This is a genomic window from Mesonia sediminis, assembly GCF_042684705.1.
GTDB lineage: Bacteria > Bacteroidota > Bacteroidia > Flavobacteriales > Flavobacteriaceae > Mesonia > Mesonia sediminis.
This window is the reverse complement of record NZ_JBHULZ010000026.1, coordinates 76,493-97,509: the sequence shown is the minus strand read 5'-3', so window position 1 is coordinate 97,509 and position 21,017 is coordinate 76,493. Positions and strand designations below refer to the sequence as shown.

22 protein-coding genes are annotated in these 21,017 nt (G+C 34.7%); 7 read left to right on the top strand and 15 right to left on the bottom strand.

Annotated features, from left to right (window positions below; translation table 11 throughout):
• Positions 1-4: 4 nt before the first annotated feature.
• Positions 5-838 (bottom strand): ABC transporter permease, encoded by an 834-nt coding sequence (locus ACFSQ0_RS06105; protein WP_379045652.1) that lies wholly within the window; start codon positions 836-838, stop codon positions 5-7.
• 2 nt (positions 839-840) lie between these two features.
• Positions 841-1,749 carry an ABC transporter ATP-binding protein gene (locus tag ACFSQ0_RS06100; RefSeq protein WP_379045650.1) on the bottom strand — a complete coding sequence of 303 codons (909 nt, stop codon included), beginning with the start codon at positions 1,747-1,749 and terminating at the stop codon, positions 841-843.
• Positions 1,750-1,837: 88 nt separating this feature from the next.
• Here ACFSQ0_RS06100 and ACFSQ0_RS06095 point away from each other — a divergent pair, with 88 nt between their 5' ends.
• On the top strand, positions 1,838-2,905 hold the full coding sequence (locus tag ACFSQ0_RS06095; protein WP_379045647.1) for a hypothetical protein: 1,068 nt from the start codon (positions 1,838-1,840) through the stop codon (positions 2,903-2,905).
• Positions 2,906-2,943: 38 nt separating this feature from the next.
• Here ACFSQ0_RS06095 and ACFSQ0_RS06090 read toward each other — a convergent pair whose 3' ends face one another.
• From ACFSQ0_RS06090 to ACFSQ0_RS06060, 7 genes are all read right to left on the bottom strand, one after another.
• Positions 2,944-4,002, bottom strand: a complete 1,059-nt coding sequence (locus ACFSQ0_RS06090; RefSeq protein WP_379045644.1) for a nucleoid-associated protein — start codon at positions 4,000-4,002, stop codon at positions 2,944-2,946.
• 47 nt (positions 4,003-4,049) lie between these two features.
• Positions 4,050-4,583 carry an IS1096 element passenger TnpR family protein gene (locus ACFSQ0_RS06085; RefSeq protein ID WP_379045640.1) on the bottom strand — a complete coding sequence of 178 codons (534 nt, stop codon included), beginning with the start codon at positions 4,581-4,583 and terminating at the stop codon, positions 4,050-4,052.
• 39 nt (positions 4,584-4,622) lie between these two features.
• Positions 4,623-5,639, bottom strand: a complete 1,017-nt coding sequence (locus ACFSQ0_RS06080; protein WP_379045637.1) for a COX15/CtaA family protein — start codon at positions 5,637-5,639, stop codon at positions 4,623-4,625.
• Positions 5,640-5,654: 15 nt separating this feature from the next.
• The gene (locus tag ACFSQ0_RS06075) at positions 5,655-7,109 is read right to left on the bottom strand and encodes a CCA tRNA nucleotidyltransferase (RefSeq protein WP_379045634.1); all 1,455 of its coding nucleotides are present in this window, start codon (positions 7,107-7,109) and stop codon (positions 5,655-5,657) included.
• 19 nt (positions 7,110-7,128) lie between these two features.
• On the bottom strand, positions 7,129-7,689 hold the full coding sequence (locus ACFSQ0_RS06070) for an L-threonylcarbamoyladenylate synthase (RefSeq protein WP_379045631.1): 561 nt from the start codon (positions 7,687-7,689) through the stop codon (positions 7,129-7,131).
• A gap of 249 nt (positions 7,690-7,938) precedes the next feature.
• Positions 7,939-8,901: a glycosyltransferase family 2 protein gene (locus tag ACFSQ0_RS06065; protein WP_379045628.1), complete on the bottom strand. Its 963-nt coding sequence runs from the start codon at positions 8,899-8,901 to the stop codon at positions 7,939-7,941.
• Positions 8,880-9,926 carry a glycosyltransferase family 4 protein gene (locus ACFSQ0_RS06060; protein WP_379045625.1) on the bottom strand — a complete coding sequence of 349 codons (1,047 nt, stop codon included), beginning with the start codon at positions 9,924-9,926 and terminating at the stop codon, positions 8,880-8,882. The genes ACFSQ0_RS06065 and ACFSQ0_RS06060 overlap by 22 nt, the downstream gene beginning before the upstream one ends.
• Before the next feature lie 184 nt (positions 9,927-10,110).
• Here ACFSQ0_RS06060 and ACFSQ0_RS06055 point away from each other — a divergent pair, with 184 nt between their 5' ends.
• Positions 10,111-10,869, top strand: a complete 759-nt coding sequence (locus ACFSQ0_RS06055) for a lipopolysaccharide kinase InaA family protein (RefSeq protein WP_379045622.1) — start codon at positions 10,111-10,113, stop codon at positions 10,867-10,869.
• A gap of 7 nt (positions 10,870-10,876) precedes the next feature.
• On the opposite strand, the gene ACFSQ0_RS06050 is transcribed toward ACFSQ0_RS06055, so the two are convergent.
• A complete protein-coding gene (locus ACFSQ0_RS06050) occupies positions 10,877-11,635 on the bottom strand; it encodes a glycosyltransferase family 2 protein (protein ID WP_379045619.1) in 759 nt (252 codons plus the stop codon).
• Between the two features lie 210 nt (positions 11,636-11,845).
• Between ACFSQ0_RS06050 and ACFSQ0_RS06045 the strand changes: the two genes are divergently transcribed.
• Complete coding sequence (locus ACFSQ0_RS06045) at positions 11,846-12,676, top strand: glycosyltransferase family 2 protein (RefSeq protein ID WP_379045616.1); 831 nt, start codon at positions 11,846-11,848, stop codon at positions 12,674-12,676.
• On the opposite strand, the gene ACFSQ0_RS06040 is transcribed toward ACFSQ0_RS06045, so the two are convergent.
• From ACFSQ0_RS06040 to ACFSQ0_RS06030, 3 genes are read right to left on the bottom strand one after another with little or no spacing between them, the layout of a single operon-like run.
• A complete protein-coding gene (locus ACFSQ0_RS06040; RefSeq protein WP_379045613.1) occupies positions 12,673-13,575 on the bottom strand; it encodes an ATP-grasp fold amidoligase family protein in 903 nt (300 codons plus the stop codon). The genes ACFSQ0_RS06045 and ACFSQ0_RS06040 overlap by 4 nt on opposite strands.
• A gap of 1 nt (position 13,576) precedes the next feature.
• Positions 13,577-14,647, bottom strand: coding sequence for a glycosyltransferase family 9 protein (locus ACFSQ0_RS06035; protein ID WP_379045610.1), 1,071 nt, complete (start codon positions 14,645-14,647; stop codon positions 13,577-13,579).
• 1 nt (position 14,648) lies between these two features.
• Entirely contained in the window at positions 14,649-15,464 is an 816-nt protein-coding gene (locus ACFSQ0_RS06030; protein WP_379045607.1) for a 2,3,4,5-tetrahydropyridine-2,6-dicarboxylate N-succinyltransferase, read from the bottom strand.
• 90 nt (positions 15,465-15,554) lie between these two features.
• Between ACFSQ0_RS06030 and ruvX the strand changes: the two genes are divergently transcribed.
• From ruvX to ligA, 4 genes are all read left to right on the top strand, one after another.
• Positions 15,555-15,971 (top strand): Holliday junction resolvase RuvX, encoded by a 417-nt coding sequence (gene ruvX, locus ACFSQ0_RS06025; protein ID WP_379045604.1) that lies wholly within the window; start codon positions 15,555-15,557, stop codon positions 15,969-15,971.
• A gap of 98 nt (positions 15,972-16,069) precedes the next feature.
• Positions 16,070-16,660, top strand: a complete 591-nt coding sequence (gene def, locus ACFSQ0_RS06020; RefSeq protein WP_379045601.1) for a peptide deformylase — start codon at positions 16,070-16,072, stop codon at positions 16,658-16,660.
• A gap of 59 nt (positions 16,661-16,719) precedes the next feature.
• The gene (locus tag ACFSQ0_RS06015) at positions 16,720-17,139 is read left to right on the top strand and encodes a DUF5606 family protein (RefSeq protein WP_379045599.1); all 420 of its coding nucleotides are present in this window, start codon (positions 16,720-16,722) and stop codon (positions 17,137-17,139) included.
• Between the two features lie 153 nt (positions 17,140-17,292).
• Positions 17,293-19,284, top strand: a complete 1,992-nt coding sequence (ligA, locus tag ACFSQ0_RS06010) for an NAD-dependent DNA ligase LigA (protein ID WP_379045596.1) — start codon at positions 17,293-17,295, stop codon at positions 19,282-19,284.
• Positions 19,285-19,326: 42 nt separating this feature from the next.
• Here ligA and ACFSQ0_RS06005 read toward each other — a convergent pair whose 3' ends face one another.
• On the bottom strand, positions 19,327-20,244 hold the full coding sequence (locus ACFSQ0_RS06005; RefSeq protein WP_379045593.1) for a bifunctional metallophosphatase/5'-nucleotidase: 918 nt from the start codon (positions 20,242-20,244) through the stop codon (positions 19,327-19,329).
• A gap of 3 nt (positions 20,245-20,247) precedes the next feature.
• A complete protein-coding gene (locus tag ACFSQ0_RS06000) occupies positions 20,248-21,009 on the bottom strand; it encodes a 5'-nucleotidase C-terminal domain-containing protein (protein ID WP_379045590.1) in 762 nt (253 codons plus the stop codon).
• Between the last annotated feature and the right edge of the window lie 8 nt (positions 21,010-21,017).

Genomic DNA, 21,017 nt, shown 5'->3' with positions numbered 1-21,017 from the left:
ATTTTTAAAGGTCTCGGCGTTTTAATAAAGCATAGCTTCCCCACACAAAAATAAAAATCCAAACTAAAACGATTAGGATTTGATAAAAGTAAACATTCGAATCAAATTGTAAATCAGTGTTCAATTGGTTAGCAGTACTTTGTATAACATTTAATTTAGAAATGGGCTGTTTAACGAGATTGCTTATAGATTCTAGAGGGAAAAATTGGGTAATATTTCTTGCTACTTCTTCATTTCCTATCTCCCAACGAATAAGTCCGTAAAGTAGATTTTCAAAAATCCACCAAACAAAAAGAAAACCTAGAGCAAAAGCCGATTTCTTAACAAAAATACCTAAAAACATGCAAAAGCTAAAGAAACCAATCAACTTTATAAAATAAGCCAATAGGTACTCGAGATCAGAAAAAATGATGCTTAACTCATCGTAATCTGAAAATATAATTCCTAAAATAAGCGAAACAATAAAAATGAATAGGGTAGAAACTAATGAAAAAACTACTACGGTATAGAATTTAGAAAGGATAAATTCCTTTTTGCTTAAACCGTCAATAAGGTTTTGTTTGAGGGTGCGGTTGCTGTACTCATTAGACATCATTGATACAATAACAATGGCTAGAAAAATCTTTAAAAAAGCAGCAAAATAAGTGTTGAAATGCCAAATGTAAGGGAAGTTGAAAATTCCTTGGTCGGCCAGCTGAAAATCTATACCTCCAAACTTAAAGCGGATCGATGCAAATAGAGCAATGAGTGTAAATAAAGCGAAATATATTATACTTAAAACACGTGCAGAACGGCTGTGTTTTAATTTTTGAAATTCAATTTGTAAAAGTCTTTTCATGCTTAGGTGTTTTTTTGACTGGTAAGTTGTAAAAACTGTTGTTCGAGGCTTTCTTTTCGTTTAACGAGGTGAGAAAGTATGATGCCCTTTTCAATTAATAGCTCATTTATTTCTTCAGCTTTAGCGGGCTCAGATAAAAAGGCGGTAATAAATTCATCTTCATCTTGTTTAATTACACGCTCAAATAGGTTGTTGGCTTTTAGAACCTCCATTAGTTGCTGGGTGTTTTGAGCATTAAGCTCTACATAACCGTGATTGGCTGTTAGTTCGTGTACAGGGCCGGCATATAGTTTTTGGCCTTTTCGTAAAATTACCACGTGGTCGCATACCTTTTCTACTTCATCTAAAAGGTGAGAAGCTAAAAGTATGGTAGTGCCCATTTTTGCGATGGTCTTAATGATTTCTCTAATTTGATGAATCCCTTGAGGATCTAATCCGTTAGTGGGTTCATCCAAAATCAAAATTTGAGGGTCGTTGAGCAGTGCAGAAGCAATGGCCAGCCTTTGTTTCATCCCTAAAGAAAAGGCACTAAACTTTGTGTTTTTTCTATCGAGTAAGCCTACCAGTTTTAACTTATCATCAATGGCCGATGTGGATACATTTTTTATTTTACAAACCAAAGCGAGGTTTTGGTATGCGGTCATGTATGGATAAAAATTTGGCCTTTCGATAATCGCACCTACCTTTTTAAGCGCCTGATGTGTGTTTTCTTCACCATTAAACCATTTAAACGAACCACTAGTGGCGTTTACCACATTGAGCACAATACCCAAAGTGGTTGATTTACCGCTTCCGTTGGGTCCTAGTATTCCGTAAACGTGGCCTTTTTCAATGGTAAAAGAAAGCTGATTTACCGCTGTAATTTTACCATAAGTTTTGGTTATATTCTCAAGAGTAAGTATTGTATTCAATATTTTGTTTTTTTATAAAACGATAAACTTACATAAATGTTACCGTATTTATACTGCGAAGATTAGTATTTTTGGTAAAAAAATAAGCATGTCAGATCGTTTAATGTCTAAAAGAAAACCAGCATTTCCCATTAATGAAAGGCTAAAGGCCTATTTGGTAAAATATAATAGAAGTACAAAAATTCCGGTATTTTATGAAGATTTGTTGCGTTTTTCGGGTAGTATAGTGGTGTATGATGAGAACGACGAAGATACCCTTTGGGTGCGCTGTTATTACCCAGACCACGAGCGTAGTGATATTGATACCAGCTTAAAGCGGATTTATACTATCTTATATTCAGACGGTAGCGATGATTCGTTTAAATTTCTAAATATAGACGCCATTGATTACTGCACCTTTGGTAATTCGAAACCTTTTAGAGTCAAGGTGCGTAATATTTTAAACGATAGTGTTACTTACTTTTACGTGAAGAAAGCAGATGCGTCTCGAATCTATGGTTTAGAATTTGAACACTTGTTATCTCCGCACCGTATTGGATTTTTAGTGTATAGAGATACGCTAATCGAAGAGCATATAAGCGGAATACCAGGAGATGTATTCATTAATGATATGCTTCCTACCTGCGATGATCGTGATAAAACGTACATAGCCAAACAATTTGTGAAATTTAATGAGCGCTGTACCATAAGACTTTTGGGCGATATGCGTTCTTATAATTATGTAGTAATTCCTACCCATGATTTTGACCATGTAGCTTATCAAATTCGAGCCATAGATTTTGATCAGCAATGTTTTGAAGGCAAATTAAAGGTTTATCGGCCACAATTCTTCAAAGAAAATTATGCAATGGTTAAGCTCGTAGCAGATTATTTACAAGAATCATCTATAGAGCAGTATCAAAAAGAAGAACGTAGCCAAGTGGCCAAAAGATTAATAATTACGCAAAAAAGGTACAAACAATTGATACGCTGTATGATTGCCGATGAAATTTCTACCCGAGAAAATGTAAAGCAGTTAAGAAGAGAGTTGATGAATTTTTCAAACGATATTAGTTTTAAACGGGCTAAATCTATGGGGCACATCTTAAAAACAGCACTTAACTTTGTAAAAAGAAACTACCAAGATATAAGTAGTAAAGAATTCGAAGAATTTTGAATAAAAAAACCAACTGAAAAGTTGGTTTTTTTGTGTTCTTATTTTTTATCCTCTTTGTTAAAGTAAACCAAGTAGTAGTACATCTGCCGTTCTTCATCCCAGCCTTTTTCAATAAACTTCTCGGCGCTTTCTGGGTTTATAAAATCTAGCTTAATTTGTACATTAGTGTCTAGATTAATTACACTTTTTATTTTCTTTCTGGCCGCACTTACCGCTGTGTTTGAAACAGGAAATTCGGTTAAATCTTCGATTTTATATTTAGGTGCTTTTTCGGTTTTATAATGTTGAAATTCAGGTATTAACTCTGGATTTTCAAGCACCTCATTTAAAAATTGATCTTCTTTAAAGTTTTCGTTTTTGGCAAAATGATTTACCGCTCGATTCATAAACAAAACTTCTTGTTGTTTGTCTTCGGCCGGTAAAACTACATCCTTAGCAAAATCTTGACAAAACTTTAAATAGCTTTTGGTATTAAAGTTTTCATCTGCAAATACGTCTACCGACAAAAATTGCTCTAACCAATACTTTGTATCATACCTATTTGAATCTATACTTAAAATTTTATAACCTTCCTCTTTGTTCTTATTAAAAATTAGGGCGCCTTTATCTAATTTATTCAAATTAACGCCCTGTTGTAAAATAGCTTCTAAGTTTCCTTGATTCTCATCAAATTGTAAAAAATCATGCTTCAACTCAGATTTAAAAATACCTACGCCATCAAGTTTTTCATTATCCAGCATCAAATTTTCAAAATGAACTACGTATAACTCACCACTTTTAATGTGCGGATGTTTACCTTCATTAAACAATAACTGAGCTATTTTCTGTGATTGCTCATGCGCCTTACCAGGATTGTCAAAAATTTGACTCACCGCTTTAAATAAATCGTGATATTCTAAATCTACATCATGGTTAAATTGATAATACGTCTCTTCTTTTTCTCTAAAAGATTTAAGAAAATATTCTTTTAACAACGCATTGAGTTCATCGTTGAGCTGAAAAGGGTTTTGGGAAAGAAATAGACTTTCGTTTCTGCTTTTATTTCCTACTCGGTGTATCGATAGACTTTCGATTTGAGCGCTATATAAGTTTATCATTTACTATATTTTAGTTTAGTGGTTTTCCGCTTAAAGCAAAAAAAAAATTAGTTCCAATACTGGTTATAGTCAATATCATCTAGGTTGTCTAGATTATCAAAATCATCAAATTCATCAAATAAATCAGTATCTTCTTCTCTTTGTTTAGGATCTGGGTCAGCTTCAAATTGCTTCTCGGGTGGACTGTCTGGTAGCTGCCCTTGGGCAAATAATAAATTAGGATAATCTATTTCTTCGTCTTCTTGGGTGATATCAGCTAACTCAACATAAAATGTCCACATACTAAAAAAGTCGTATACATAAATAAGTTTGGTTTGCTTTTGAGATAAGATGCTATCGAGGCGAGTTTCATTCATCATTCTCACTTCATTTGTGCCTTCGCTCATATCAAAAAGCACAATTTCTTCCCCCTGCGTCCAGTCTTCATCGCTTAAATAAAAGCTTGCCATCTCGGTGCCATCAAATCCAAAGGCTTGCACAATAGTATTGTGTAAATCTTCCAAGTTATCGGAGGCTTTTATTTCTAAATCTCTAAAAACATCATCAAACGTGTCAAGAACTATTCTAAATTTATATACCATAGGGTGAATTTTTTGGCTTGCAAAGATAGTCTTTTTTATTTATTTACTAAACCTATGTAAGGCGAAAGTCATACTTGAAATGAGTAAAAAGGCTCCCAGCTGGTGAGCTAAACCTAAAGCAAGTGGCACCTTATGAATTATAGTAAGCACCCCTAAGATAAATTGAAAAATAACCAAAATAAGCAAGGTGTTAATGGCTATGTTTTGTTGTGCTTCTAAATTCATTTTTCTGGTTTTATACCAAATAATTAGAATAACCAATACCACGGCATAGGCTAGTGTTCTGTGTATAAATTGTATTCCACTTGGGTTTTCAATAAAGTTCTTATAGAAAGGCTCCAAAAGATAAACGGTATGGTGCATAAATTGGCCCTCATTCATCATTGGCCAGTGGTTGTGCAGCAGTCCAGCTTTTAATCCAGCTACAAAACCACCATAAATAATCTGAATGAGTAAAATAACGATTCCTATAATCAGCCAGTTTTTGATGGGTTTATTGGGACCTCTTCTTTGCGGATAAATCAGGTCTAAAGCAACCCAAAGGGTTAAACCAAAGGTTATAAAAGCAGTGGTTAAATGTGCGGCCAGTCTAAAATGGCTCACATCGGGTTGGTCTACCAAACCGCTTTTTACCATATACCAGCCTAAAAAGCCTTGAAATGCACCTAAAACCAATAAGCCTATACATTTTTGAATGGTTTTTTTACTGAGTTGTTTGGTGAATAGAAAGTAAAGAAACGGTATAATGAATACTAAACCTATTAGCCTACCTAATACGCGATGAAACCATTCCCAAAAATAAATAGCCTTAAAATCGGCTAATTCAAAATGGGTATTGTAGGCTTTGTATTCTGGGAATTGCTTGTAAAATTCAAATGCTTCTTGCCATTCTGCATCGGTGATTGGTGGAATTGTACCTCCAATCAATTTGTAATTAGACATCGATAGTCCAGAATCGGTAAGTCGAGTAATTCCACCTACCATAACCATTATAAATAATAATAAGCACCCAGTTAAAAGCCAGTAAATTACTCTTTTATTATCTTTCTTTCTCATTTTTAAAGTTACCGATTATTCGTTTTGATTTGATACTTTTTTTAAACCTAACTTTTCACCTTTTTTTATCATAAAATCTCTAGCGGCCTCATACTCATTAGGTATTTCTCCGTCAAGAATAGCTTCTTTAATAGCACTTTTTATTATACCAATTTCACGGGAAGGCTTTAAAGCGAATGTCCTCATGATTTCCTCTCCAGATACCGGGGGTTGAAAGTTGCGCACGTGGTCGCGTTCTTCAACTTCCTTGATTTTTTGCCGAACAATTTTAAAATTGTTATGATACTTTTTAAATCGTTTTGGGTTTTTGGTAGTTATGTCTGCCTCGCATAAGGTCATTAAATCTTCTAAATCTTCACCAGCATCAAATACCAGTCTTCTCACTGCAGAGTCGGTTACCGCTTGGTCAACAATAGCTATTGGTCGCGAAGACATAAGAACAAGCTTTTGTACGTATTTCATTTTGTCGTTTAAAGGCATTTTTAACCTTTTGAACAATTGAAAGACCATTTTTGCTCCAACAAATTCGTGACCGTGAAATGTCCAACCGTTTTTTTTATGAAACTTCTTGGTTGGGGCTTTGCCGATATCGTGAAGTAAAGCCGACCAGCGTAGCCAAACATTTTGGGTGTGCGGGGCAATATTATCTACCACCTCAAGGGTATGCCAAAAATTGTCTTTATGAGTCTGCCCTTCTTTTTCATCTATTCCCTGTAAATCTGTTAATTCTGGGAGTATGAGTTGTAGTAATTTAGTTTGGTGCAATAATGTAAAACCTATCGAAGGTTTTTCTGCGCTCAAAATTTTATGAAGTTCATCAACAATTCTTTCTTTGCTTATAATTTTTATTCGAGTGTGATTTTTGGTTATAGCTTGTAAAGAAGAATCTTCAATCTTGAAATTTAACTGCGTAGCAAAACGAATGGCTCTTAACATACGCAACGGGTCGTCGCTATAGGTAATGTCTGGATTTAGGGGCGTGCGTATTATCTTTTTCTTTAAATCTTGTAAACCTTGAAAAGGATCTAAAAGCGCTCCAAAATTATTCTTGTTTAATTGCAACGCCAAAGCATTAATTGTAAAATCACGTCTATTTTGGTCGTCTTCTAAACTGCCTTTTGAAACCGATGGGTTTCTGCTATCTTGAGCATAAGATTCTTTACGGGCTCCTACAAATTCAATTTCTAAATCGTAAGCACGCAACATGGCGGTACCATAATTTTTAAAAACCTGTACTTTTGGATTATGAGGCAATAACTTTGAGACCTCTAGTGCCAAGTCTATACCACTGCCTACACATACAATGTCTATATCTTTAGCTTCATGGCGTTCTAAAAAGAAATCCCTAACAAATCCGCCAATAGCAAATGTTTCTAACTCTAGGCGTTCTGCCGCTTCTTGGATATAAGAAAAAATAGGGTGGATTAATGCTTCGGGGTATTTTGTCACGGTATGTAGTTTTGCATTCATAGGTAGAGAAAATAAAGCCTTATTTTCTAATTATTTTCACTTTTCCGTCCTGGCTTAATTTAATAATAGCCGAAGGCGAACTGTTTTTTTTATGTTGGTGCAAATTTACGACATAGTCGACTCCCTCTAAAATTTCTGGACTTATTTGCTGAAAAGATTTAGGGCTGGGCTGGCCACTTACATTAGCCGAAGTGGAAACCAAAGGTCTTTTTAATTTTCGAATTAATTTATTGCAAAATGCTTCTTTGCAAACGCGAATACCTAAGGTATTATCATCGGCTACAACGTTTTCAGCTACACGTATGGGTTGATCGTAAACAATGGTGGTTGGTTTGGCAGCATATTTCAAAATATCATAAGCTACTTCTGGTACCTCTTCAACATATTGATTTAGCATTTTGAAATCTGAAACCAAGCAGATTAAAGCTTTGCTTTCTTGCCTGCGTTTCAGGGCATAAATTTTATCTATTGCGTCTGCATTGGTGGCATCACAACCTATTCCCCAAACTGTATCGGTGGGATATAAAATAATTCCGCCCTTTTTTAAAACCCCTAAAACCTTGTTAATTTCTTCAATCATATTTTTATATTAAGTAGTCAAAAACCCTTTTGGCAAAGTTACTATTTATTTTGCGACAAACATTCAAAACCTATAAATAGCCTAGCGTTTTTAAGTTTTTTTTTAAAGAATTTTAGGCCCGGTTTTGAGATGGTATTTTAGAGAATATATTTCTAAATTTAGTTTGCTAGCTGCTAAAATTACCTCTGCTTTCAAATACGTAAATTAGACCGGTTAAAAATTAAGTGTCAATTCCTTAAAGCGCAAGGTTTATTGTTGAAGATTTATAATTTTTTGTGTTTGCTTTAAAGATTTAGTTAAGGGTGCCCCTTGTAAGAGGGTTAAGAATAATCTCCAATACTTAGGTTTCACCAGACTAGTGAAAAAATAACGCAGAATATAATAGAGGAGTAATATTTTATGTTGCCAATAGCCATGATGTTTACGCGTATAGTATAACAAAGAAATTTTTTGCTCTATTTTTATATGAATACCTTTTTTTGTACTGGCGTTTTTGTAGTGAATGTAAGATAGGTTCGGATAAAGAAAAGTACTAGCGTTGTGTTGCTTTAAAAGTCGCAAAGAAATATCAGATTCTTCGTAGTAAAGAAACATGTTGTCATCAAATCCTCCAATGGCATTAAATTCTTCTGCACGAGTAAACATATAAGATCCTTGTACATAATCTACACGAGTGGGTTTATCGTAAAAAATCTTTCGGTTTAAATAACGTTTTGGAAAAAGTGTCTCTAATATGGGCCGTCTTAAAATTTCTCTCCCTAATGATGAAAAGTGATCTATTGTAACCCTAAAATTTTTATTTTGATCTAGCATTTGGGGCGAACATATACCAATACTCGGGTTTTCATCCATAAAGGCTTTTAATTCCTGCAAGGTGTTTTTAGAAAGGTGCAAGGTGTCATTATTTATAAAAGCATAATACTGGCATGGAGAAGCCATTTGCACCCCAAGCATATTTCCACCTCCAAAACCAGTATTTTTCTTACTTCGAAATAACTTTATTTTATCATTATCTATAGAAGCTACTTCTTTTTTTAGCAGTTTGTATTCTTCTAAAGAGGACGCATTATCAACTATAATGATTTCATAAATAAGCGAAGATTGCTCCGTATTTAAAATGGATTTTACGCAATCTATGGTGAAAGTAGTAGTGTTATAATTTACTATAATACAACTAACATCAATTGATTCTAGGTTAAGATTGGTTTCCATTTTTTTGAGATGTTTTGTAAATTAAATAAATGAGCTTCTTTTTTAGCTAAAGCTGATTTTTTCGGATTCGGGATTGCGTTAATCACTTTCGATAGGGTCGAATTTAATTCCCCTTCGGGGAAGACGAGACCAATTTCTTTCTTGATAATTTCTGATGGGCCAGAATGATTACTGCTTATAGGTATTAGACCTTGGGCCATGCCTTCAATAATCACCATACCAAAGAGCTCTTCCCATTTTTTAGTTTTTTTAGAATTGAGCAAAAGATATTGTTGATCGCTTAAAATTTCAGCTAATTTTGATTTATCGCTTATGCCTCCTAAATAATAAATATTTTCTGATGATTTTGCAGCGTCTTCGGCTAAATTTCCCAGCTTGCCACGTCCGATTATGGTTAATTGTATGGTTGTGTTTTCTTTAAAAAAGTCTAAAACTTCTACTAGTCCTTTCTCCTGTACCAGTCGCCCCACATAAACAAAAGAATTCTGTTTTTTTTCGGTTTTAAAATCCGTAAAGAAAGCCTTATCCACCGCGTGGTAAACAACGCTTATTTTCTCAGGTTTTAATTGGTAGTTAGCTAATAAACTGTTTTTTGCTGTTTTGGTTACACAAAAAATATGTTTTGCCTTATGTTCTAAAAACCGGCGCCACGTAGTATAGGTTTTTTTGTTTTTGGTTTGTTTGGGATTAAAAGATTTATCCCAACAGGTCCAAGAAGTATGATAATAAACGCTATGTCTTTTAAGCAAAGGTAATAATCGATTTAATTTATCATCAAAAGGCGCGATGCCAAGGACTATTTTTTTATTTTTGCTAATCAGTAATTTTGCGACAAAGATTAGGTTTATAATTTGTTTTTTTAAAAGCTTAGGTTTGCCTTTAATCAAGCTTTTAAATAACTTCCCAAAAATAGAAAATTCTCTGAATTTAATTTCTATATCGTTTTCTTGAAGAAGTTGTTTTAAGCCAATATAGTGATTGTCAGCTCCGTTTTTATGTAAAACATAAATGGTTTTGGTGTTCATAAAGAAAAACTATGTTGCAAACTTACTATTTTAAATTAGTATGATAATAATAATATGAATTTAAGCGAAAAGCCTATTTGAATTTTATTATTTTACACTTAGAATTATTTGTCTAGGTAAAGTTAGATTTTTTTGGCGTTATCTTTTAAATCATAAATCTTTTTTTATATTCAAAGTTAAATAAATGAAAGCTTATTTTACACCGTCTTTGCCTTTACCCGAAGAAATCATTTACTCCTGTATAGAGAATTTTGATTTAAAGGGTACTGAGTTAGGTAACCAAGATCGAAATAAAATTAAGTGTTTTAAGACCGAGTATGGAATTACTCTCAATGTAAAAGCCTTTAAAATTCCAAATCTAATTAACAAGGTAGTTTACCGGTTTTTTAGAAAAAGTAAAGCGCAAAGGTCTTTTGAATATGCACAGCATTTAAAAGAAAAAGGCCTAGGAACCCCGCAGCCATTAGCTTATTTAGAAGCCAAAAGCTTGCTTAGTTTTGGCAAAAGTTATTATGTATGTGAGCATATTGAGGCAGACTATACTTATCGCGATTTTACAAAAGATTTTACTATTCCTAATTATGAGGAAATTTTAAGAGCTTTTACCCGATTTACCTTTAAGCTACACGAGAATAATATACTTTTTCTTGATCATTCGCCGGGTAACACCCTGATTAAACTTGAAGATGGTGAACCTAATTTTTATTTGGTAGATCTTAACCGGATGCTATTTAAACCCTTAAGCCTTGACGAACGCATTAAAAATTTTGCTAGATTAACCACGCATAAAAAAATGGTAGAGCTAATGAGTGATGAATATTCAAAATGTATGCAATTACCTTTTGATGTGGTTTTTGAAAAGATGTGGGCAGAAACTCAAGATTTTCAAGCTAAATTCAAGCGAAAAAAAAGAATAAAAAAGAAAATTAAGTTTTGGAAGTAATTCAGAATCACTTTCGGTTTTTACGTAATAACCATACTTTAGCGTATCGCATTACTACCGTATAACTTTTGATGTAAGCAATGATAAAACCTACTACGCCATCGCGAAAACCACATTGTATAAAATAATGCTTGAAAAAGCTCCATAAGGGTTTAATGACAAAATGGTAAGCGGTAAGTTTTCCAGTTGTTTTATCATAATCTTTAGCTTGCCACCAAGCATACCTATTCATCTTCTCTAAATATTGGTCTAAAGAAATATAGGTATTGTGATAAAATTTATTTTTTAGCTTCCCTAATTTACCATTGGCTATAATTTCGGCGTGAACTTTTTTGTCCTCGTAATGGCAAAAATCTCGTTTAAATAGGCGAATTACTTTATCGTTTCTCCAACCACTATGGTTTACGGGTTCACCCATAAAGTGATTTTTTCTGCCAATCCAAAAACCAACCGTACCGTCTTGTGGTGGGTTAGCGAGAATAGCCTTTATTTCTTTTTCTAATTCCGGGGTTACGCGCTCATCTGCGTCTACCAGTAATATCCACTGATTTTTTGCCTGAGGGATTGCCCAATTTTTCTGTGAAGCAGAGTATTTATATTCTCTTCGGATAACACGGCTGGCTAATTTTTTTGCTTTTTCGTAAGTTCCATCCGTGCTAAAACTATCAACCACCAAGATTTCATCGGCAAAATGAACAGATTGAATAACCTCATCAATGTTGTGAAGTTCATTTCCAGTAGGTATTATGGCTGTTAATTTTTCCAAAAAAGTGACTGACTTTTATACTAAGGGGCAAAAATAGAATTTATTTAAAGCCTAAGATAACATTTAGCAAAAAAATATTCTATCGGCTCTACCTCTAGATGAAGTAAACGAAAAAAGGTTGCGTTTTTTTAGGGTTTTTTATAAATAGCTATAATTTTCTAAGTGAAATGTTTATTTTTGACTCGTTTAAAAAAGATTTAGTTAGCATACGTGTCATTAAAACCTCAAATATCGGTTATTATTAGTACTTACAATTCCGAGAAGTGGCTTGAAAAAGTGCTTTGGGGTTATGCTTGCCAAGATTTAAATAATTTTGAACTGGTACTAGCCGATGACGGCTCTAAAAAACCAACATTTGACTTGATTGAGCAAATGCGAGGCCAGTTACCTTATGAAATAAAACACATTTGGCAAGAAGATGAAGGATTTCAAAAATCTAAAATTTTAAACAAAGCGATTCTGGCTTGTGACAGCGATTACATTTTAATGTCTGATGGTGATTGCATACCAAGACAAGATTTTGTAAGTCAGCACTTAGCTTACAGGGAAAAAGGATATTTTTTATCTGGCGGTTATTTTATGTTACCCTTGACTATATCTGAGTTAATAACTAAAGAGGATATTTTTAAACAACACTGTTTTGATGTAGCGTGGTTAAAAGCTCGAGGACTCAAAGCATCTTTTAAAAATACTAAGTTGCGGGCTAACAATAAACTAAATGCCATTCTAAATTTTATTACACCAACCAATGCCAGTTGGAATGGCCATAATGCCAGTGGTTGGAAAGCAGATATATTGGCGGTAAATGGTTTTGATGAACGCATGCAATACGGGGGGCAAGATCGTGAGTTGGGTGAGCGCTTATTTAATTACGGCATAAAATCTAAACAAATTCGTTATTCTGCCATTTGTGTGCATCTTGATCATCCGCGCGGTTATAAAACACCCGAGTCTATAAATAAAAATCTTGCCATCAGAGCGACTACTAAAAATAAAAAGTCAAAGTGGACCGCCTTTGGTATTCAAAAAAACACCAATTAAACCTCTTTTATTTCTTTCTTATTTTCAGGTAATGCGGGTAGTTTTATCATATCTCCCAGAATTTTATTGTAATGAGCAGGGTGAAAGTCACTTCTTCCATCGGCAGGATAAAATGTCATTTCTCCAAAAATAGTTTTGTTTTTTATCGAGTATAAATCAACCCTTACAAAAGGGAATTTATCTGCCAATTTAGTCGCCACCTGAATCATTTCATCAAAATTATCGGGTTTTTCTAACTCACCTTCATAAATTTTGACGGACTTTTTATGCAAGTCTAATTTTTTCCAATCTAAGTCATAGAAAGCACGTTGATCGTTTACCCCGCGTTCAAGGTCTATTTGAACAAATTTAGGCACGCCGTTGAAACAAAAGAACTTGTAATCTAAGATTACATCTTTGTCCATTTCTTCTAAGTACTTTTCTGCAATTAATCTGGGAGGTACATTTTTATAAGCCCATTCAAGTCCGCCACGATAGTATTGGTTTTTATGCATCCATTTATTCATTAAAAACCTTGCTTTATTTCGGTTCAGCTTTGTTTTGTCTTTAACGATGAGGTTAAAGTGAAAGCCGTGCACACCTTTAATTACAAATTGATTAGGTAATTCATCAAAATTGACTTTAGAAGCTTTGTCGTATACAGCGATTAAATCATTTAAAAAGTGTTCGCCCACCTTTTCTTTCACATATTCTCTTACCGCATACTTATCAACCAGTTTGGTGAGGATATCTGGGTGATAGTAGGTCTTCAACCACTGTATTTTCTGATTAAACTCGACTGGGTTTTTCAAATCTAATTTCTTGCCTAAGTAATACTCATAGTAAATGGGCATATAGATCTCTGGAGGGAGAAATTTCATTTTCTTTAAAATTCCATAGAGTAATTTTTTTGCTCCCATATTAAGCTTTGATCGATTTTTGAATAAATTGAACTAAGTTTTTTTTCAATAAGTTGGGTTCGAATTGCGAATAATATTCTTTTTGATGCTTTTTCAAAAATTTTCTATCCTTATTCTTAAACAATTCGGGCTTAAAATCTTTTAAATGAACGTTCGTGTGTTTTTTATCTGAATCATTGTTACCCCAAGTTTCTTTTCTAATCCAAGGAGAGAAGATAGCAAAACTAGGTATGTTTACTGCTTTAGCCATGTGAATCGCGCCACCTTCATTACCAATCATAGCCTTACAAAAAGAGGTAAGTACAATAAACTCTCTTAAACTAGGAGCATAGAAATCTATTATGGAATCTAAGGTTTGCTTCTGGCAATGTGATTTTAATTCATCTACAAATTTGCTTTGATGTGGAATATAATTAAATAAGAAAGTAATTTCATTAAATTCCGCTTTAAGCGTATTTAAAAGCTGCGCCAAATAGGGCAGGGGGTAAGTTTTATCGGGAGAACTGCCCAAGATATTTACCATTACAGGAAATTTATTTTCTAAACTTATATTCTTTTGCGCTAATTGCATTTTTAGCTGGCTCCTTTCTTCTTCGTTCAAGAAAATCTTAGGGTCTACATCATAATCGATATTTTTGAATAAAGGTTCCAGCATTTTTAATCGGTTTTCTTGAGCAAGCGGAATTCCTTTATTTCTATTCTTTTGAGAGTCAATAGGGTGTGTATAGGCCCAATTGAGGTATGACTTTGATTTACCGATTCTTATTTTGGCTCGTGAAAAGAAGCTGATTAGGGCACTCGCGTTTTTACTATAAACGTCAATTACTACGTCGTAATTTTCTTTACGGATTCCTTTTAAAAAACTATAAAATTTTATTTTACTCTTTTCAACTTGAGGTGTAAATTCGATTATTTTATCGATGTACGGATTGTTTAACACTACCGGTAAGGTGTGCGAATTTATAAGGTAATGTAACTCAGCAGAAGGATTTTGTTTTCTAATCGTTTCGAATAAAATAGACGAGGTTAATACGTCTCCAATCATCTTCTGCTGAATTATTAAAATTTTCATACTATACGGCTACGTCATACGTTCGTAATGCGTCATTTAGCGAGGTTTTCTTATTGGTGCTCTCTTTTCTCTTTCCAATAATCAAAGCACAAGGTACTTGAAATTCCCCCGCAGGAAACGTCTTGGTATAACTACCGGGTATGACTACAGAGCGAGCGGGTACAATTCCCTTCATTTCCTTTGGTGTGTCGCCCGTAACATCTATAATTTTGGTCGATGCTGTTAAAACCACATTTGCACCTAGAACGGCTTCTTGCTCTACGCGTACTCCCTCTACAACAATACTTCTAGATCCTAAAAATGCATTATCTTCAATAATTACAGGAGCAGCTTGTAAAGGTTCTAAAACTCCACCAATTCCAACTCCTCCAGATAAGTGAACATTTTTTCCTATTTGCGCACAGCTACCTACAGTTGCCCAAGTGTCTACCATAGTGCCCTCATCAACATAAGCGCCTATGTTAACATAACTAGGCATCATAATGACCCCTTTAGATATAAAAGCTCCGTGCCTAGCCACAGCATTGGGTACAACACGAATTCCTTTTTCCTTGTAGCCCGTTTTTAGTGGCATTTTATCGTGGTATTCAAATATACCAGCTTCCATGGTTTCCATTTTTTGAATCGGGAAATAAAGTACAACAGCCTTTTTTACCCATTCGTTTACCTGCCAGCCAGCTGTAGTAGGTTCTGCGCAACGCAAAGAACCTTCATCTATTAATTGTATTACTTTTCGTATAGCTTGTACCGTATCGGTATTTTGTAATAAACTTCTATCGTTCCAAGCCTCTTCAATGCTTTTTTGTAGCCTTTCCATAAAAATAATTTGGTGTAAATATACAGTATCTGGCCAAAATAGAAATCTATTTTTAAAGAAGTATTAAATTTGCAAAAAATCAAACCTTTTATGCCTCGAATTTTAGCCATTGATTTTGGTACCAAGAGAACAGGAATAGCTGTTACCGATGAGATGCAACTCATTGCTTCTGGACTTACCACTGTAGAAACTAAACACTTATTAACTTTTATCAAAGAATATATTGCTAAAGAAAAGGTGGAGTTGCTGGTGGTGGGCGAACCTAAACAAAGAGATGGCTCTCCTAGCCAGAGTGAAGCGCCTATCCAGGCTTTCTTAAAAGTTTTGCAAAAAGAATGTCCAGAACTTAAGGTGCAGCGTGAAGATGAACGATTTACAAGTAAAATGGCCGTTCAAAGCATGATTCAAGGTGGAATGAAAAAGAAAAAAAGGCAAAATAAAGCGCTTATCGATGAGATTAGCGCAACCATTATTTTGCAAAACTATTTATATTCAAAAGGTAAGTAAGTTGTAGCTTTTTTTAATTTCATTTGTGGATTATAGTAAATTGCTACAAAGTTTAAGGTGCTTTACTTACCTTTGCATCCTCAAGAAATACAAAATTTATGATTTTACCAATCGTAGCCTACGGAGATCCCGTATTAAAGAAAAAAGCTAAAGCTATTAATAAGGATTATCCCAAGTTAAAAGAGCTAATAGACAATATGTGGGAAACCATGTATAACGCCTATGGTGTGGGGCTGGCCGCACCTCAAGTTGGTTTGCCTATTCGTTTATTTGTGATTGATCCTACACCCTTTGCAGAAGATGAAGATTTAAGCAAAGAAGATAGAGATCAATTACGCGATTTAAAAAAAGTTTTTATCAATGCTCAAATTGAATCTGAAACGGGAGATGAATGGGCTTTTAATGAAGGCTGCTTAAGCATACCAGATGTGCGTGAAGATGTGTTTAGAAAGCCAGAGATTACCATCTCTTATTACGATGAAAACTGGGTGAAACATCAAGATACTTTTACAGGATTAGCTGCACGAGTAATTCAACATGAATACGATCATATTGAAGGGATTTTGTTTACCGATAAATTGTCTAGTTTGAAAAAGAGATTGATAAAGGGTAAACTTGCTAACATCAGTAAAGGAAAAATTAAAATAGACTACCGTATGCGCTTTCCTAAGCAAAAAATTGCGCGTTAAACTTGTGAAATAAAGGTAGAGATTAGATATTTGTTTTTTTAATTAACTAAAAATAGAATATGAGTTTAGATAAAGTGCTGTCTATTTCGGGAAAACCCGGTTTATATGAATTAAAAGCGCAAACGCGTGGTGGTTTTGTAGCGGAGTCTTTAGATACAGGAAAAAAACTTTCTGTAAGCGTACGCCACAATGTGAGTATGTTGAGTGAAATTGCTATTTATACCTATACCGAAGAAGTACCTTTAGGTGAAGTTTTTCAAAAAATAGCCGAAAAAGAAGATCATAAAGAAAGCAGTGTTAGTCATAAAGAATCCAAAGCGAAACTTGAGGCATACTTTCAAGAAATATTACCAGAATTTGACGAAGATCGTGTTTACACTAGCGATATTAAAAAGGTAATTCAATGGTACAATATTTTAATAAAAGCCGGTAAAACCGATTTTACCACAGAAAAAGAGGAAGAGACCGTATCTGAATAATAGTTATAGATACGGAATAGCCTAGTATAATAAAAGAGTCTTTAGCTGCAGCTAAAGACTCTTTTATTTTATAAATGGCATTTACTATTAAAGTTAAAACTAGTTTACTGCTGTATATTTATTAAATTCGCTTTTAGAGAGCAATAAGTCTTTATGGAACCAAAAGAAAAAATAAAACTACTCACTAAAGAGTTACACCAACACAATTACCGCTATTACGTTTTAGATAAACCGAGTATTAGCGATTATGACTTTGATATGAAGCTTAAAGAGCTAGAAGAGCTCGAGCGAAAACACCCAGAATGGGCTCTTGACAACTCGCCAACCCAACGCGTAGGAGGTCAAGTTACCAAAAATTTTAAAACCGTTAAACATGATTCGCGTATGTATTCGCTGGCTAATTCTTACTCCAAAGAAGAATTACTAGACTGGGAGAAGCGCGTTAAAAAACTTATTCCAGGAGAAATTAGTTATACCTGTGAACTCAAATATGATGGCGCATCGATAAACCTAACCTATCAAAACGGCCAGTTGCTGCGGGCAGTGACCCGTGGCGATGGAGAACAGGGAGATGAAGTTACGGCAAATGTTAAAACTATACGATCGGTTCCCCTGCAATTACAAGGCGATTTTCCGGCTCGATTTGATGTTCGTGCCGAAATTGTGCTTCCGTATGAAGGCTTTGCTAGGTTGAATGCAGAACGTGTTGCTGCAGGTGAAGAACCATATGCTAATCCGCGTAATACAGCATCGGGTAGTTTAAAATTGCAAGATAGCACCGAAGTGGCAAAAAGGCCGTTAGACTGTTTGGCTTATGCTGTTGTGGGACAAGATTTAAACCTTACTACACAATTTGAATCTTTAAAAAGTGCTAGAGAGTGGGGTTTTAAGGTGCCAGAAGAAGCACAACAAATGAATAGTATCGATGAGGTTTTACATTTTATAAATTACTGGGATGAGCACCGGCATGACTTACCATATGAAACAGATGGGGTAGTAATCAAGGTAAATAATTTGCAACATCAAGACGAATTAGGCTTTACAGCCAAAGCACCCCGGTGGGCTATAGCTTACAAATTCAAGGCAGAACAAGTCGAAACTAAATTAAATCAAATTACATATCAAGTAGGACGTACGGGAGCCATTACACCAGTGGCAAATTTAGAGCCTGTACAATTGGCCGGCACGGTGGTCAAGCGAGCTTCCTTACACAATGCCGATCAAATTGAGAAATTAGATGTTCGCGAACAAGATTATGTTTATGTAGAAAAAGGTGGAGAAATAATACCGAAAATTGTAGGGGTAAATTTCTCTAAAAGAGAAACTGATTCTCAGCCTACAAAATATATTACGAATTGTCCTGAATGCGATACTGTTTTAAAAAGAGAAGAGGGAGAGGCACTGCATTATTGTGTGAATGCAGCAGGATGTCCACCTCAAATCGTGGGTCGAATCCAGCATTTTATTTCTCGTAAAGCCATGGATATCGAAGGTTTAGGCGGAGAAACGGTAGCACTTTTGGTTCGAGAAGGTATAATAAAAAATTATGCCGATTTATACACCCTTCAAAAAGAGCAAATACTTCCATTAGAGCGAATGGCAGACAAATCTGCCGAAAATTTAATTCAAGGAATCCAAAAATCGAAAGCGGTTCCTTATCCTAGGGTGTTATTCGGATTAGGAATTCGGTTTGTAGGGGAGACAGTAGCCAAAACGCTTTGCAAAGCTTTCCCTAATATAGATGCCTTGCAAGAAGCAAGCCTTGAGGATTTACAGGCGGTAAATGAAATAGGAATTCGAATAGCCGAAAGTGTAACCGATTTTTTTGCTATAGAGCAAAATCGCGAACTTATTAAACGCTTAAAAGATTATGGTTTACAACTTGCAATTGAAGAAACTGACCTATCACCAACTTCTTCGGTTTTATCGGGTAAAAACTTTGTGATATCTGGTGTTTTTACACAGGTTTCGAGGAACGAACTTAAAAAGTTAATCGAAGATAATGGAGGAAAAGTAACGGGGTCAATCTCTGGAAATACAGATTTCTTAGTAGCTGGTGAAAATATGGGACCTAGTAAATTGGCTAAAGCCGAAAAACTGAACACTCAAATTATTGATGAATCAACTTTTCTAAATATGATCTGATTTATAAACCGCCAGTGCGAAACAAAGCGCTGGCGGTATAATTTAAACCAGTATGCTTGCCCCTTCGCTACTGATGTTTTTTTGGTCGTCTAAATAAAAATCTATTCTGCCTAAATTGATTCCTGCCCAACCTACTTGATTTACAAGCACATTTTTATCTTTGGCATTACGGACCACAGTAGGTTTATCTAAAAAAGTATGACTATGCCCACCAATAATCAAATCAATATTTTCGGTTCGTTTGGCAAGCTTTAAATCATCAATCTTACCCGATTTATATCGGTAACCCAAATGCGAAAGGCAAATTACTAAATCACATTGCTCTTCATTTTTTAATTGGTGGCTAAGGTCTTGAGCCACCATAATAGGATCATTGTACTGAGTTTCTCTATACATTTTTTTATTTACTAATCCTTCCAATTCAATACCTACGCCAAAAACACCAATTTTCACTCCATCTTTTATAAAAATTTCATAAGGTTTTATGTAGCCACCGTCAAGAATAGTATTGGAGAAATCATAGTTACTATTTATAAAACTAAATTTAGCATTTGGTATTTGCGCCAACAGGCCGTCTAGACCATTGTCAAAGTCGTGATTTCCCAATGTAGCAGCATCATAACCCATTTTGCTCATAAGCTTAAATTCAAGCTCTCCTCCATAAAAATTAAAATAAGGCGTGCCTTGAAACATATCGCCCGCATCTAATAAAAGTACATTAGGATTTTCTTTTCTAATTTTTTGAATTAAAGTATAGCGTTTAGCAACTCCACCAGCATTTGGATTTCTAGCGTTTTGTGGGCTAAAGGGTTCTATATGGCTATGCACATCATTGGTATGCAAGATGGTGATATGCTTCTTAAAAGAGGGTTTGAATCCTGTGCTTAAAACGCCTGCACCGGCGATACTTGTAAGAAATCCTGCCGCAGCCGTTTTTTGAATGAATGTTCTTCTTTTCATGACTTATTCTTGTATAAAACGTTGGTCGCGTAACGGATTAATGGTATCGTGTTTTTTAAAGTAATCTAAGAAAAGGTTTCTTAATTTGTAATCAATATAAGTGGCGGTTTCTTTCTTTTTAAAGAAATCCATGCGATCACCGCCTTCCATCAAATAATCGTTGGTGGCTATATAATACAAGCGATCATCTTCTAAATTTTTACCCTGAATCTTTTTACTTTTTATAGATCCGTTTTTATCTAAAATGAGCTGCATTCCCGCTAAGGGGTGCGCGGTTTGATTTTGAGCTAAGTATTCAAACATAGCATGCAAGTGCTTACCTTTGATTCCTACAATTACCAACTCATTCTCAAAGGGCATTATATTAAAAGCGGTTTTTGTAGTAATATCGCCTTTACTGATGATAGAACGAATTCCACCGTGGTTTAATAGAACTGCATCAATCGATTTTTGTTCTCTTTCTTGAAAAATAGGGGTGGCCATCTCTAAAACTGCATCAGCTTCCATATTTCCTATAGCTGTATTCAATTCGCCATCATTTTTAGATAAAGTTTTAGGCGTAAAAGACAAAACGCTGTTCATTTCTTTGTCAATATGCTCTTTATAAGGTTGGATAAAGGCAGTAATTTTAGGGTCTTCTTCTATATCGGCTGCGACCGCAATTTGTTTAGCCTTTATATGGCTTACCGCCAAAGAAGTTTTTTCTTTACAACTCACTAGGCATAGTCCTGCGAGTAAGACAAGACCTGATTTTAAGTAATGCATAAAATGAT

Bases quoted from the DNA above. Each gene is read 5' to 3' on its own strand.
- ACFSQ0_RS06105 (WP_379045652.1), bottom strand. From the start codon at position 838: ATGAAAAGACTTTTACAAATTGAATTTCAAAAATTAAAACACAGCCGT.
- ACFSQ0_RS06095 (WP_379045647.1), top strand. From the start codon at position 1,838: ATGTCAGATCGTTTAATGTCTAAAAGAAAACCAGCATTTCCCATTAAT.
- ACFSQ0_RS06090 (WP_379045644.1), bottom strand. From the start codon at position 4,002: ATGATAAACTTATATAGCGCTCAAATCGAAAGTCTATCGATACACCGA.
- ACFSQ0_RS06085 (WP_379045640.1), bottom strand. From the start codon at position 4,583: ATGGTATATAAATTTAGAATAGTTCTTGACACGTTTGATGATGTTTTT.
- ACFSQ0_RS06080 (WP_379045637.1), bottom strand. From the start codon at position 5,639: ATGAGAAAGAAAGATAATAAAAGAGTAATTTACTGGCTTTTAACTGGG.
- ACFSQ0_RS06075 (WP_379045634.1), bottom strand. From the start codon at position 7,109: ATGAATGCAAAACTACATACCGTGACAAAATACCCCGAAGCATTAATC.
- ACFSQ0_RS06070 (WP_379045631.1), bottom strand. From the start codon at position 7,689: ATGATTGAAGAAATTAACAAGGTTTTAGGGGTTTTAAAAAAGGGCGGA.
- ACFSQ0_RS06065 (WP_379045628.1), bottom strand. From the start codon at position 8,901: ATGGAAACCAATCTTAACCTAGAATCAATTGATGTTAGTTGTATTATA.
- ACFSQ0_RS06060 (WP_379045625.1), bottom strand. From the start codon at position 9,926: ATGAACACCAAAACCATTTATGTTTTACATAAAAACGGAGCTGACAAT.
- ACFSQ0_RS06055 (WP_379045622.1), top strand. From the start codon at position 10,111: ATGAAAGCTTATTTTACACCGTCTTTGCCTTTACCCGAAGAAATCATT.
- ACFSQ0_RS06040 (WP_379045613.1), bottom strand. From the start codon at position 13,575: ATGGGAGCAAAAAAATTACTCTATGGAATTTTAAAGAAAATGAAATTT.
- ACFSQ0_RS06035 (WP_379045610.1), bottom strand. From the start codon at position 14,647: ATGAAAATTTTAATAATTCAGCAGAAGATGATTGGAGACGTATTAACC.
- ACFSQ0_RS06030 (WP_379045607.1), bottom strand. From the start codon at position 15,464: ATGGAAAGGCTACAAAAAAGCATTGAAGAGGCTTGGAACGATAGAAGT.
- ruvX (WP_379045604.1), top strand. From the start codon at position 15,555: ATGCCTCGAATTTTAGCCATTGATTTTGGTACCAAGAGAACAGGAATA.
- def (WP_379045601.1), top strand. From the start codon at position 16,070: ATGATTTTACCAATCGTAGCCTACGGAGATCCCGTATTAAAGAAAAAA.
- ACFSQ0_RS06015 (WP_379045599.1), top strand. From the start codon at position 16,720: ATGAGTTTAGATAAAGTGCTGTCTATTTCGGGAAAACCCGGTTTATAT.
- ligA (WP_379045596.1), top strand. From the start codon at position 17,293: ATGGAACCAAAAGAAAAAATAAAACTACTCACTAAAGAGTTACACCAA.
- ACFSQ0_RS06005 (WP_379045593.1), bottom strand. From the start codon at position 20,244: ATGAAAAGAAGAACATTCATTCAAAAAACGGCTGCGGCAGGATTTCTT.
- ACFSQ0_RS06000 (WP_379045590.1), bottom strand. From the start codon at position 21,009: ATGCATTACTTAAAATCAGGTCTTGTCTTACTCGCAGGACTATGCCTA.